The 12,857-nt window shown below is 42.4% G+C and carries 12 protein-coding genes and 1 rRNA gene; 8 read left to right on the top strand and 5 right to left on the bottom strand.

Features of this window, described 5'->3' with window-relative positions; genetic code table 11:
• A 16S ribosomal RNA gene (locus QUA74_RS19675) occupies positions 1-76 on the bottom strand; the annotation flags it as partial.
• 487 nt (positions 77-563) lie between these two features.
• Here QUA74_RS19675 and QUA74_RS19670 point away from each other — a divergent pair.
• From QUA74_RS19670 to QUA74_RS19635, 8 genes are all read left to right on the top strand, one after another.
• Positions 564-1,823, top strand: coding sequence for an ABC transporter substrate-binding protein (locus QUA74_RS19670; RefSeq protein WP_333332555.1), 1,260 nt, complete (start codon positions 564-566; stop codon positions 1,821-1,823).
• Entirely contained in the window at positions 1,820-1,969 is a 150-nt protein-coding gene (locus QUA74_RS19665; RefSeq protein WP_333332552.1) for a hypothetical protein, read from the top strand. The genes QUA74_RS19670 and QUA74_RS19665 overlap by 4 nt, the downstream gene beginning before the upstream one ends.
• 6 nt (positions 1,970-1,975) lie before the next feature.
• The gene (locus tag QUA74_RS19660; RefSeq protein WP_333332549.1) at positions 1,976-2,926 is read left to right on the top strand and encodes a branched-chain amino acid ABC transporter permease; all 951 of its coding nucleotides are present in this window, start codon (positions 1,976-1,978) and stop codon (positions 2,924-2,926) included.
• A 151-nt stretch (positions 2,927-3,077) separates the two neighbouring features.
• The gene (locus QUA74_RS19655; RefSeq protein ID WP_333332546.1) at positions 3,078-3,647 is read left to right on the top strand and encodes a GNAT family N-acetyltransferase; all 570 of its coding nucleotides are present in this window, start codon (positions 3,078-3,080) and stop codon (positions 3,645-3,647) included.
• 45 nt (positions 3,648-3,692) lie between these two features.
• Positions 3,693-4,631 carry a branched-chain amino acid ABC transporter permease gene (locus tag QUA74_RS19650; protein WP_333332542.1) on the top strand — a complete coding sequence of 313 codons (939 nt, stop codon included), beginning with the start codon at positions 3,693-3,695 and terminating at the stop codon, positions 4,629-4,631.
• Positions 4,632-4,768: 137 nt separating this feature from the next.
• On the top strand, positions 4,769-6,799 hold the full coding sequence (locus QUA74_RS19645) for a DUF262 domain-containing HNH endonuclease family protein (protein WP_333332539.1): 2,031 nt from the start codon (positions 4,769-4,771) through the stop codon (positions 6,797-6,799).
• A gap of 62 nt (positions 6,800-6,861) precedes the next feature.
• Entirely contained in the window at positions 6,862-7,104 is a 243-nt protein-coding gene (locus QUA74_RS19640; protein ID WP_333332536.1) for a hypothetical protein, read from the top strand.
• Entirely contained in the window at positions 7,082-7,429 is a 348-nt protein-coding gene (locus QUA74_RS19635; RefSeq protein WP_333332564.1) for a Uma2 family endonuclease, read from the top strand. The genes QUA74_RS19640 and QUA74_RS19635 overlap by 23 nt, the downstream gene beginning before the upstream one ends.
• 131 nt (positions 7,430-7,560) lie before the next feature.
• Here the strand turns inward: QUA74_RS19635 and QUA74_RS19630 are convergent, their stop codons facing one another.
• The 4 genes from QUA74_RS19630 to QUA74_RS19615 all read right to left on the bottom strand — a co-directional run bounded on the left by QUA74_RS19630 (position 7,561) and on the right by QUA74_RS19615 (position 12,851).
• A complete protein-coding gene (locus tag QUA74_RS19630) occupies positions 7,561-9,432 on the bottom strand; it encodes a serine/threonine-protein kinase (RefSeq protein WP_333332533.1) in 1,872 nt (623 codons plus the stop codon).
• 224 nt (positions 9,433-9,656) lie between these two features.
• Positions 9,657-10,616, bottom strand: a complete 960-nt coding sequence (locus QUA74_RS19625) for an aldo/keto reductase (RefSeq protein WP_333332530.1) — start codon at positions 10,614-10,616, stop codon at positions 9,657-9,659.
• A 317-nt stretch (positions 10,617-10,933) separates the two neighbouring features.
• On the bottom strand, positions 10,934-11,485 hold the full coding sequence (locus QUA74_RS19620; RefSeq protein WP_333332527.1) for a DUF3124 domain-containing protein: 552 nt from the start codon (positions 11,483-11,485) through the stop codon (positions 10,934-10,936).
• 85 nt (positions 11,486-11,570) lie between these two features.
• Positions 11,571-12,851 carry a HAMP domain-containing sensor histidine kinase gene (locus QUA74_RS19615; protein ID WP_333332525.1) on the bottom strand — a complete coding sequence of 427 codons (1,281 nt, stop codon included), beginning with the start codon at positions 12,849-12,851 and terminating at the stop codon, positions 11,571-11,573.
• Positions 12,852-12,857 lie beyond the last annotated feature (6 nt).

The following is a 12,857-nucleotide window of genomic DNA, read 5'->3' as shown; positions in this document are numbered from 1 at the left end:
TTCTACTCCGTTCGACTTGCATGTGTTAAGCAGACCGCCAGCGTTCATCCTGAGCCAGGATCAAACTCTCCGTGTTGTTGAGTTCTTTTGGCTAAAATCAAGTTCTTTCTACTCAGCCTTTTACCGCTGGTTTTTTTCCCTTGACATTTTTCTCTTTGTTTGCGATATTGAGTATCAGCTCTCGCTATATCTCTCTATCTTGATTTTTTTGACGAGGTTAATAGTGCTTTAAGCTTTCAAACTATTCTTTTTTCTAGGTTCAGTTTTTTGCCTTCCGGTTGTGGTTCAGTGAACCGCTTCCCTTCTGGCGCTTTATTAATGTATCAACTCTCCCTAGAGTTGTCAAGCGTTTTGCGAAAATATTTTTGACTTTTTTTTGAACCTATACACACCAAGGGTTTCGGCTGTTTGTCTCGAATCCTGCCTCCGCTGGCTGACTCCTCTTTCCGGGAGGGGGTCTTTTTTTTTTGCAAGATAGGACTTTTGGGGGGAGTATCTACCGCGCATGGGTAGAATATCTCTACGTGTAGATGTTCAATATATAGATGTTCGATCGCCCGCTCATGAAAAACCCTACTGCTCGCCCTAGCGCCTTGTTCGTTACCTGCGCTTCACTGCTGATCGCTTGCAGTCAGACGAACACTCCCCAAACCTCTACTACAGCATCTCCGGCGACTTCGCCATCTCCCGGTGCTTTGCCAGAGGGTTCGTCTGGTGGGGGTAATTCCAACACTATATCTATAGGTATTGGGGTAGCCCAAACTAGCAATGTGGCTTTACTGGGTCAAGAACAGGTGGCTGGGGCAAAAATTGCCCAGAAGTATTTCAACGATAAGGGCGGTGTGGATGGGACGCCGATTAAACTGGTATTCCAAGATACGGGTGGAGATGAACAAGGAACGATCAATGCCTTCAATACTCTGATCAATCAGGATAAGGTGGTAGGTATTGTGGGGCCAACCCTCTCGCAGCAAGCTTTTAGTGCCGATCCGATCGCCGATCGAGCAAAAGTTCCTGTACTCGGACCCTCCAACACCGCTAAAGGCATTCCCCAGATTGGCGATTATGTGGCCAGAGTCTCCGCGCCTGTGGCAGTGGTAGCACCTAATGCAGTTAAAGCTGCACTGAAGCAAAATCCCAATATTAAGAAAGTAGCCGTGTTTTTTGCTCAGAATGATGCTTTTAGCAAATCTGAGACTGAAACTTTTCAGACAACGGTTAAAGATATGGGACTGGAATTGGCAACAGTCCAAAAATTCTTGACTACGGATACAGATTTCCAATCTCAAGCTACTAACGCGATCAATGTCAACCCCGATTTGATAATTATTTCCGGGTTGGCCGCCGATGGAGGCAATTTAATTAAGCAATTGCGGGAGTTGGGTTACAAAGGCGCGATCATTGGGGGCAACGGTCTGAATACTTCTAATGTATTTCCTGTTTGTAAAGCGCTCTGTGATGGAGTTTTGATTGCCCAAGCCTACAGCCCGGAATATGAAAATGAAGTTAACAAGGCTTTTCGCGATGCTTACCGCGCTCAATTCAAGAAGGAACCGCCTCAATTTAGCGCTCAAGCTTTTACGGGCGTCCAAGTTTTTGTTGAGTCATTAAAGGCAATTAATGCTAAGTCTAAGGTTAGGGAAAAACCGTTGGCAGAATTGCGTACAAATTTGAATCAGCAGTTGTTGGGAGGAAAGTACGATACGCCTTTGGGGGAAATTTCTTTTACGCCTGAAGGGGAGATCAATCAGAAAGAGTTTTATGTGGCACGGATTAAGATGGAGGCGGATGGCAATAATGGTAAGTTTGAGTTTTTGAAATGATTGGAGAGGAAAGTTTGGCAACGGAGTCCTTCGACGATTTTAACGGAGTTAACGGATGTCGGGAAGACCGAAGAAGTAAGAGGGAAGAGGAAAAACCAGTGAGGTATTTGTTGTTGAATGATTTTGGTGTGATGCTCAATTTTTAACGGGTGATGGACTTAACTCTGTTTTTGCAACAATTTTTGAATGGTTTGTCGATCGGCAGCGTGTATGCTATTTTTGCCCTGGGATACACACTGGTCTTTTCTATTCTCGGAATTATTAATTTTGCTCACGGTGCAGTATTTACGTTGGGTGCTTATTTCACCTATGCGCTGATGGGAGGTACTTTCGGTTTTAATGGGTTGTGGGCTAATGCTCGAATTCCCGTGCAGTTGCCTTTTGCTGTGGCACTAATTTTGGGCAGTATGCTGGCTGGTTTGGTGGGAGTAATTGTTGAACGAATTGCTTTTTTGCCTTTGCGCCGCCGACTCTCTGATCCTCTGCTGACGGTAGTTTCTAGTTTGGGTGTGGCAGTTGCGATAGCCAATATTATCCAATATCTTGTAGGGGCCGAAATTTACACTTTTCCTGCTAACACTTACGGCTATTTACCGGCTGCAATTAATTTCGGAACAGTAGATAAACCTATTCCGATTCGGACTGTTCAAATAGTAATTTTTTTGGTGTCAGTTGCGATTGTGGCTGTCTTAACTTACTTAATAAATTTTACTAAGTTTGGCAAAGCAATGCAGGCTGTGGCTGAAGATGCTACTACTTCTAGTCTGTTGGGGATTGATACTGATAGGTACATTGTGTTGACGTTTTTTGTGAGCAGTTTTCTGGCTGGTTTGGCGGGGAGTTTGGTGGGTTCTAGTGTGAGTATTGCTGGGCCGTATTTTGGTATTGCTTTTGGTTTGAAGGGTTTGGCGGTGATTGTGCTGGGTGGGTTGGGGAGTATTCCTGGGGCAGTTTTGGGAGGTTTTATAATTGGTTTGGTGGAGGCTTTTGTGCCGGGAGATTTTTCGGCTTATAAGGATGCTGTGGCTTTTGCGATATTGTTTATTATGCTATTGGTTAGGCCGCAGGGTTTGTTTGGACGGCGTTTGATTCAAAAGGTGTAGTATTATTTGCAAGACATCTAATAAAACAGGGCGGTTTTGAGAAGGTAAAACTGGTTGCCAGCAAAGACTATACCTAAACCAGCCCGTATAAACTCTTGTACAGTTTTATATACGTACCTAAAAAACTTATTCATACCTCAGAGGCAGTTGGATGAATTCGGAAGTTCCATTAATGGTCAGCGAGCGCCTTTTTTTGCGATTAGCCAATCAAGACGATATTTGCGAAATCATTAAATTTTACAGAGACAATCAAAGGTTTTTTACTCCCTGGCATCGACATTGGGGGGAGGATTTTTTAACGAAAAGTTATTGGGAAAAACAAGTACAGAAAGATTTCCAAGGCTTTAAGTCAGACAAATCTTTAAAGCTGTGGATTTTTGAGAAGGCTAATCCTGAGTATATTGTCGGTAACGTTAACTTTGATAATTTTGTACGAGGTGCCGGTCACTTTTGCTTTTTGGGATATAATCTGGCAGAAGCGCAACAAGGTAAAGGTTATATGACGGAAGCTGTGAGAGTGGCAATTCAATATGTTTTTGGAGAGTTAAATTTACATCGCATTATAGCAAATTATATGCCTCAAAATCAGCGTAGCGGTAATCTACTTAAAAGATTGGGATTTGTGGTAGAAGGTTACTCTAGAGACTATTTGTTGATAAATGGTCGGTGGGAAGACCATATTCAGACTAGCTTAATCAATCCAAATTGGAAACCAAGCTAACGCGATTTTCCTTAATAACTTCTAATTTAAAATATCTAAAATCAAATGGCTACATTTTTTACTACTTATGGGTTTCTGATTGTGTCGATGTTGCTGGGTGCAATGTTGGGAATGTCGCTGTATTTGCCTCTAATGACTGGTCAGTTGTCTCTGGCGAGCCCTGGTTTTTATGCGTTGGGTGGGTATATTGCGGCGATTTTATCTACGACGGTGTTTCAACAGACAGGGGGTTTATTTCCACTGCCATTGCTGTTGGTGGAGATGATAATTGCAGGGGTTGTTTCGGGGTTGCTGGGGATTTTAGTGGGAATTCCGGCGCTGCGGTTGAGTGGGATTTATTTGGCGATCGCAACTATTGCTTTTGTGGAAATTTTGCGGGTTTTATCGCTGAATCTAGATATCACTGGTGGGGCTGTGGGCATTTTTGGGATTCCGCAACCGTTTGCGACGCCGATCGAGTATTTGTGGATTGTACTACCTTTACTGTTGGTCAGTATGGCGATTGTCTATCGTCTGGAACGGATTCGGGTGGGGCGGGCTTTTGCGGCGATTCGGGCTGATGAGTTGGCGGCAGATGCGATCGGCATTAACCCAACTTTTTATAAAGTTTTGGCTTTCACGTTAGGTGCTGTTTTAGCTGGGGTTGTGGGTGCAGTTAGCGCCCATTTTTTGAATACTTGGAACGCCCGTCAAGGTACTTTTGATGCTAGTATTATTTACTTGACTTCTGTGTTGATTGGTGGTAGCAGAACTTTTCTGGGAGCAGTTTTGGGTGGGATGGTGTTTACTGCTTTGCCGGAGGTTTTGAGGGGGATAGCAACTATTCAGGGATTGCCGATTTGGTTGGCGCAATTTCTGCGGGATGGACGTTTAATTATTTTTGGGTTGCTGATTGTTTTGGGGACGATATTTTTTCCGCAAGGTTTGGTGACGCCGGAGTTGTTGAAGAAATTTAAAAAGGGCGATCACACTCCAAGAGCCTGATAAATACTGATTTGTCCGCTAGCTAGACCTAATCAAAAATTTTATAGTGGGCAAGGCATAGTTGCAGGCTCAATGTATCGAGATGCGTGCTATACTTAATTAACAACTTGTACACAATTAAGATTCTCAAAGTTTTTATGGAACAACAACTCTATTCACTCTCTAAGCTCTTTACTGAACGACTTTACCGAATTCCAGACTATCAGAGAGGGTACGCTTGGACAGAGAAGCAACTAAAAGATTTTTGGGGCGATCTAATTCAACTTGAAAAAGATAAAAATCATTATCTAGGAGTTTTAACATTAGAGCAAGTTTCTAAGGAAACGATTACCACATGGAGAGATGATCATTGGATTATTGAATCCAAAAGTTACTTACCGTATTACATTGTTGATGGGCAACAGAGGTTAACTACTGCAATTATTTTGGTTCAGTCAATTATAGAGTCTGTTGAAGAAGAGACGCGGCTTAACTATAATACTTTAGATGAAATTCGCAAGAAATTTGTTTTTGATTCAAAAAACGGAGGAATATCAAGGTCATATATGTTTGGCTATGAAAAAGATAATCCCAGCTACGAATTTTTAAAAACTAAAATATTTCTTGAAACATCAGATTTGAGTGAAACTCCACAAGAAACAATCTACACACATAACTTGGAATTCGCCAAGGATTTTTTTAGAAAAATGCTGGAAACTTTGCCTTTAGATAGCAAAGAAAATATTTATCGAAAACTTACTCAGAACCTACTATTTAATATCTATACGATTTCAACCGATATAGATGTTTTTGTGGCATTTGAAACCATGAATAATAGAGGTAAGTTGTTATCTTATTTGGAGCTACTAAAAAACAGGTTAATATATCTGTCCACAAAATTTGAGGTTGATGATTGTGATAAAGAAAAATTAAGAAGGAGTATTAATGAGACATGGAAATCAATGTATCACTATCTGGGGAAAAATAAGAGTCAACCTCTTGATGATGATCTATTCTTGTCAAATCATTTTACGATATACTTTGAGGCTCTTAATGGACTGGAAGATGAGGAATTTACACTGGAGGTAGATACTATTAACAATCGCGTTTATAGAAAACGGACAAAAGTAAATTATAGTGCTTATCTTTTAGAACGCAAGTTTACAGTCAAGAGTATCATGGCTAATAAAGCTGATACTGATACATCTAGTCAAAATGAGGAAGAAAAAGACACACTTTCCCTGAATGAAGTTTATTCTTATGTAAGCAGTCTTCGATCCTGTGTAGAGCTATGGTATAAAATTATGAATCCTGGGGACAGTGATTTTTCGACGGAAGAAAAGCTTTGGCTCGATAAATTAATTCGGTTATCTCGAAGAAAGGATTTCTTTAAAGCCACACCGTTAGTAATGGTTTTTTTCCAAAAGCAGAAGAAGCAGGAGGAGAGGGTTAAACTCCTAAAAGCTATTGAGAGAATAAATTTTTTGGAGTTGTTGACGCAAAGTACATATCATCTTTTTTATCTTTGTGATCTTTCTAGTCTAAATATGGTTGAACTAGCAGTGAAACTTAGTAAAAGTAAACTAACTCCTGAGAAAATAATAAAAGAATTAGAAGAAATTAGTCATAAAATTACAATTCATAAGGAATTTTTACCCAATGTCAGATTACACTTCAATTCAGATGGTTTTTACAAGTGGCGTGGAATTAAATATTTTCTGTATGAGTATGATTTGTCTCTTCAAACCACATCGAAAACCGAAAGACAAAAGTTAGATTGGATTGACTTTAATAACTATGACTACGACACAATAGAACATATTTATCCTCAAAATCCGAGAAAAGAGTGTTGGACTTTAAAATTCAACTCTTACTCTGCTCCCGAAAGAACCATTTTGAGGCATTCTCTAGGTAATTTGTTGCCATTATCAAGACCCAAAAACGCTAGTTTCAGTAATAACTGCTTTATAGACAAGATATCAAAAGATGATAGCACTATTGGATATAGATATGGATCCTACTCGGAAAATGAAATTACTCAATACCAAGATTGGACAGCTCAAGCAATATTAGAGAGAGGTATAAAACTACTGGAGTTCATGGAGAAGCGGTGGAATATACCTTTAGGTAGCAAAGGCGAGAAAATAGATTTTTTGAATCTTAAATTTGTTGAAGATTCCAAAAGTTAAGTACCTATTTGCAACTGGCAAAAAACATTAACACATATAATTAATAAGGAGGTATAAATTTCATGTTCGCAATCATCACCCCAGAACAAATACATTTGCCTCCCGGAACACTTGTAAAATTGCCGGAAATTTGGCAGGCTTACCAAGCACTAGTGCAACAATTGGGATATCGCCAGATTCCCCGCATCAAATATCGACCAGGAGAGATTTTGTTAATGTCCCCTTTACCCGTTCACGGAAAACAAGCAAATATAATTGCTGATATCGTCAAGGTTTTGCTAGATTACTTGTTTTTATACCGATAATTGCTCGACAATTATTGGTAAAGATCGGATTGCTTGGGGTGTTGAACCGCCGCCCGATCTAGTAATCGAAGTAGACGTAACTAGCTACACGGATTTAGATGATTACTTGCCTTATCAAGTGCCGGAAGTGTGGCTATTTAAGAAAAATAAGCTCATAATTTACGACTTGCAAAACGATCGATATGTAGAAAGTTCAGTTAGCCGTTATTTCCCCAATTTTAATCTATCAGAAATTGTGGAGGAATGCTGGCAAATGTCGCGCGATCGCCCTACAAGTACAGTCATTCGGGAGTTGCGGCAAAAAATTGAAAGGGAAAACGGTTGAATCATATCGTGTTCGGTGAATTGACCATAATTCCTGTAGGGGCAGGTTCACCAACAATAATCGCCTAAAACCCACAATTATCATAAACCTGCCCCCGCCCAACGATTACAAACAACTTTGATCGTGGCTAATTAAACAAAGGTCATATTCTGCCAAATCTTAATAGTTTTGTCACTGCTGCCGCTAGCAAAAAACTCTCCTTCCGGGCTAAAATTAACAGAATAAACCGAGTTACTATGACCTGCAATATTACAGACTTCTTGACCGTCTTTCACTCGCCAAATCTTGAGAGTTTGATTGCTGCTGCTAGCCAGAATCTCGCCATCGGGACTAAAAGCAATAGAATCAACATACCAAGAATGTCCTGTGATAGTTAAAACTTCTTGCCAATCTTTAACCCACCAAATTTTAATAGTATTGTCATGGCTGCCGCTAGCCAAAAACTCTCCAGTGGGACTGAAAGCTATGCAGCGAACGGAGTCTGTATGACCTGTAAGTGTGCGAAGTAGCTTCCCATCTGTGACGCGCCAAATCTTGATTGTTCTGTCCCAACTGCAACTAGCAAGAGTTTCGCCATCCGGGCTAAAAGCAACAAAATAAACTAAATTGGTGTGACCCGCAAGGGTGCGAATTTCTTGCCCGTCTTTGACGCGCCAAATCTTGATTGTTTTGTCCCAACTGCTGCTAGCAATAATTTCGCCATCGGGACTGAAAGCTGCGCTGTAAACTGAGTTACTGTGACAGATCAGGGTGCGGATTTCTTGTCCATCTTTCATGCGCCAAAGTTTGACAGTTTTGTCGTGGCTGCTGCTGGCTAGCATCTTTCCGTCCGGGCTGAAAGCTACTGTATAAACGGAGTTAGCGTGTCCTGTGAGGGTGACAATTTCTTGCCCGTCTTCAACTCCCCACAGCTTGATTGTTTTGTCATCGCTGCCGCTGGCTACAACTTCTCCGTTGGGGCTGAAAGCCACAGAGTAAATTAAGTTTTTGTGACCTGTGAGGGTGTGAAGACATTGCCAGTTATAGGTTTGCTGTTGGGGCTGGGCGGGAGTTTTTCCGGGTTTAATTAACTTGGAATTTGTTTGAGGAATTGCTAGATCGATCGCAACTTGGGGATTAATTTCTTTTAATACTTCAACAGCCGTTTGATAGCGGCGGTTGGTAGCATTTGCAATCATTGTGTCTAAAATTTTACCGAGTTCTTCACTCACCGGGTTGTTGGCCAAATACTGTCGCCAGATCCAGGCATCCTCACCGGGATCGAAGAGGTCAAAAGGGGAAACTTGAGTTAGCAAATACAGGCAGGTTACGCCTAAACTGTACAAATCGCTGGTAAAAAATGCTTTGCCTCTAGCTTGTTCGGGGGCGATGTATTCGGGGCTGCCGATGCTGGTTCCTGTTTTGAGTAAAGCTGTACCTGTGGCAATTTTTGCTGCGCCAAAGTCTACTAAAACTAATTGTTTGTCGGCGCGGCGGATGATGTTTCCGGGTTTGATGTCTCGGTGAATGACGTTGTGGGAATGGATGAAGTGAAGGACGGGTAATAAGCTATTGAGTAAGTCTTGAATTTGATTTTCGGTAAATCTGCCTTCTGTTTCTACAAGTTGTGCTAAATTTTGGCCGTCGATAAATTCTTGGACTACATATTGTCTGCTGTCTTGGATGGAGTAGGCTAATAGTTCGGGAATTTGGGGGTGTTTGCCCAATTCGTCTAATCGCATTGCTTCTTGTTCAAAAAGTTCGGCTGCTTTTTTGCTGTTGCGATTGCTTGCGGAGGGGATGAGTTGGGTTTCTGGGGGTAAAAATTGTTTGATGACGCAGCGAGGTTTTGAGGGTTTATCTTCGTCAACGGCGAGGAATGTTCTACCAAAACCGCCTTGTCCGATCGCCTTTATAGCCCGGTAGCGATCGCGCAGCAGCAGTTTTGAACGGCAATTTTTGCATAATTTGACTGCGGGGGGATTTTGCGGCTTGGAACAGTTGGGATTTAGGCAGTAACTCATTCGATTTTAGATTTCGGATTTTAGATTTTAGATTTTAACTTTTTGAATATTTCCACAGCGCAGTAGATATTATACCTCATTAGCTTTTTAGGAACGGGCTAGAAGCCCATTCCACAAGAAATTCACTCTTTGTGGAACGGGCTTCTAGCCCGTTAAGCGAGAATGGTGATCTTCGGTGAGTTCCGGGGTACCCTACTATATATGCCAGTTGCGTCAGTTCTGTTTTAGAAGTTCCACATAACGGGGTTATCGTCTAAATGATCGGTGACGGTGCGCCCGATCGCGTCAATTTCTTTTAATTCCTCTTCACTCAACTTTACCTCAGCAGCTTTAGCATTTTCGGCTGCTTGTTCCCCGTCGCGCGCGCCGACAATTGCATTTGTTTGGGGCTGGGAAATCAACCAGGCTAAAGCTAAGTTACCCAAGCTTGTTTGATGTCGATCGGCAATTGGCCTGAGTTGATTTAATGCTGTTTGCACTCGGTCGTAATTTTCTTTGATGAACAGCTTATTTTTGGCGCGGTGGTCGCCTTCTTCAAACTTGTGTTCTGGCCCAAATTTACCTGTCAATATTCCTTGAGCTAGAGATGAATAGGCAATGATTGAGATATGATTGTCCACACAATAGGACATAGCATCTTTTTCTACCCAGCGCCAAAAGAGAGAATATGGCGGTTGCAAGCTGTCGATGCGTCCGTATTGGGCGGCTTCTTCTATTTGGGCACGCGAGAAGTTGGAAACGCCGATCGCCCGAATTTTTCCCTGTTCTTTTAACTTGTTCAGGGCGTCCATTGTTTCTGCAATGGGCACTAACTCGGAATTCCAAGTGCCAGCGGGCCAGTGGATTTGGTAAAGGTCGATATAATCGGTGTTGAGGTTTTTTAGCGATCGATCGCAGGCTTCGATTAACAAATCGGGTTTCAGGTGGTTGGCGAAAACTTTGCTAGCATAAACTACTTGCGATCGCACATCTGAAAGTGCTTGACCGATAATTTGTTCCGAATGCCCTTCTCCGTAAACCTCAGCCGTATCAAAGGTTGTAATACCTGCCTCAAAAGCCGCGCGCATTGCTTTGACAGTTTCAGCATCCTCAATTCCCACCCACATCCGCTTCCCAGCTTGCCAAGTCCCCATAATTATCGGGGTAATCTGAATTTGTGATGTTCCCAATTGTCGCTTTTGCATACCCTAAGTCCTCATTTATATTTTTAGTATTCACCCTCAAGCTCTCTAATCTTAACAGAAAAAAGTTGGGTAGTCATGCACAGTAATGCTATCGTTTTATTTTGCAATAAATAGTGATGTACAAAGTTAAAAATTAAAAATGGGAGCATCTCACTTTTGCAGCCAAGCTAGAAATTGAAGTTAGGAGTCAGGAGCCAGTAGGAAAAAAGTCAGAAGGAAGAAGGAAGAAGCCAGAAGAATTGTTTTTACAAATATGAGATGCTCCCCTTATGGTAGTCTCAAACTACTTTGTAAAGCAATAATTTAATCCTCTAAAATTACTTCTGCATATTGTGTTGCTTGAGAACTTTAGCGGGACTGATAAATGAAATGCCCTGAGAAGATGAGGTACTAATCATGACAGCTTCAATGACAGGCTCATAAACCGTTTTTTCTGCAACCCACTCCACAATAAAGTTTGCACCTGAGCCTCCACTTGTATCATCTGCTGCAATGAAAAAGTCTGTGGAAGCAAGTGGCTTGAGTTCTACTGGACTCTTAATGTCCTGCCTAATCAATTTCCCATCACTATCGTAGTAACGCACCGAAGTAATAATAATCGAATTTGTCAGATCCGTATTGCGGATACTGAGGGTGGCTGACAAATTCATGACTTGATCCTGGCTATTGTAGTGATAAATATGTGAGTAAATAGGGACATATACGGTTTGTCCCATCACAACTTTTGTTTTATCTAACGGGACTGCTTTCAGTGAAATTTCACGTTTTATATCAGGTTGTTGTCTTGGTGAGGTAGTTTGGTCGGAACAAGAACTCAGGACGATCGCCCCTAGCGCCCAACCAACCCAGAAATCATGTTTCAACTTCATCGGCATTCATCCAAATACACCACATACATTGCAGTTACGTCTAAAGCAGAAAGCAGAGTGAACATTCTCTCTCGTTTGAGGCGGCTTAGTGATAAGGTTTGAGCGGCAGTTCAACCTGGAACGTTGAGCCTTGACCCACTTCACTCGTCACCTGTATTTTTCCGCTGTGTGCCTTGACAATTTGTTCGACGATCGCCAACCCCAGCCCAAAGCCTCCACTCTCCTGCGAGCGATCGGTGTCTACTCGATAGAAGCGATCGAAAATATAGGGTAAGTCCGCTTCTGGAATACCGATTCCCGTATCGATTATCTGAATGACTGCCAAATTGGAATGAAGAACTAGGCGTATCTTTACAGTTCCGCCAACGGGAGTATATTTACAGGCGTTGTAAAGCAAGTTTTCGACTACTTGCCGTAGCAAATCTGGATCAGCCAATAATTCAATCGGTTGTTCCGGTGATTCGCAGGTTAGTTTGATATTTTGGGCTTCTGCAAGTGCCAGAAACTGGATTGCTAAATTGCTCAGCAACTCGTTGAGATTGATTAACTTGAGCGATTCCGGCGCAAGGTGCCCCTGATGACGAGCCAACAGCAGTAAATTATTCACCAGCGCTCCCATTGATTTTGCGCTATCTACAATGTTTTCTAAGGGAGGATGGTAACGTGAATCATCAGCCGCGATCAGCAACCCAAGCTGGGCATTCGTGAGAATTGCAGAGAGGGGCGATCGCAACTCGTGAGAGGCATCGGCTGTAAAGCGCTGAAGCTGCTGATAGGCTTGCCGAATCGGTTGCATGGCCAGCCCACTGAGAAACCAACCTGTGAGGGCAATTAAGCCCAGTGTCAGCGGGACAGCGAGAGTTAGCACAATCTGAAGCTCAGTGAGCCTGTTTTGAGTTTCTGTCAGGGGAGTTGCAACCTGAAGATAACCGAGTACCCCTGTTCTACCTTCAACGGGTAATGTCACCTGACGCAGCCAGATTCCTTTTCCCAAAAGTGGATCGGTCGATCGAACTGTGAGATAACCAAAGGGCGTATTTAACTGCTCAGGAGGAGAATCCCCAAAAAAACGAACGAGCCGCCTTTGTGGGTTATACCAGCGTACATAAATCAGATCTTCTGCAAGGGGATGAGACCCACTGCCTAACAAGGGGACATGACTCAGATCGACCTGGCTCTCGTTTTTGTGAACTTCATAATACACGCTGGCAGCCATGACTCTAGTCTTGTCATAGAGCAGTCGGTCAAGCGCCTCTAGTTTATCTTTTACCTCAATCTGATAAATCACCCCAGCAAACAGCACAAGAATGCTTCCCATTGAGAGGGTGAACCAACGAGCCAGATTGCGACGACTTTGATTGAACACGGCTTG

It is taken from the genome of Microcoleus sp. LAD1_D3, assembly GCF_036702135.1.
In the GTDB taxonomy this organism is placed as follows: Bacteria; Cyanobacteriota; Cyanobacteriia; order Cyanobacteriales; family Microcoleaceae; genus Microcoleus.
The sequence above is the reverse complement of the archived record's forward strand: the minus strand, read 5'-3'. Positions and strand labels throughout refer to the sequence as shown.

Coding starts and splice junctions, on each gene's coding strand:
- QUA74_RS19670 (WP_333332555.1), top strand. CDS start 564: ATGAAAAACCCTACTGCTCGCCCTAGCGCCTTGTTCGTTACCTGCGCT.
- QUA74_RS19665 (WP_333332552.1), top strand. CDS start 1,820: ATGATTGGAGAGGAAAGTTTGGCAACGGAGTCCTTCGACGATTTTAAC.
- QUA74_RS19660 (WP_333332549.1), top strand. CDS start 1,976: ATGGACTTAACTCTGTTTTTGCAACAATTTTTGAATGGTTTGTCGATC.
- QUA74_RS19655 (WP_333332546.1), top strand. CDS start 3,078: ATGAATTCGGAAGTTCCATTAATGGTCAGCGAGCGCCTTTTTTTGCGA.
- QUA74_RS19650 (WP_333332542.1), top strand. CDS start 3,693: ATGGCTACATTTTTTACTACTTATGGGTTTCTGATTGTGTCGATGTTG.
- QUA74_RS19645 (WP_333332539.1), top strand. CDS start 4,769: ATGGAACAACAACTCTATTCACTCTCTAAGCTCTTTACTGAACGACTT.
- QUA74_RS19640 (WP_333332536.1), top strand. CDS start 6,862: ATGTTCGCAATCATCACCCCAGAACAAATACATTTGCCTCCCGGAACA.
- QUA74_RS19630 (WP_333332533.1), bottom strand. CDS start 9,432: ATGAGTTACTGCCTAAATCCCAACTGTTCCAAGCCGCAAAATCCCCCC.
- QUA74_RS19625 (WP_333332530.1), bottom strand. CDS start 10,616: ATGCAAAAGCGACAATTGGGAACATCACAAATTCAGATTACCCCGATA.
- QUA74_RS19620 (WP_333332527.1), bottom strand. CDS start 11,485: ATGAAGTTGAAACATGATTTCTGGGTTGGTTGGGCGCTAGGGGCGATC.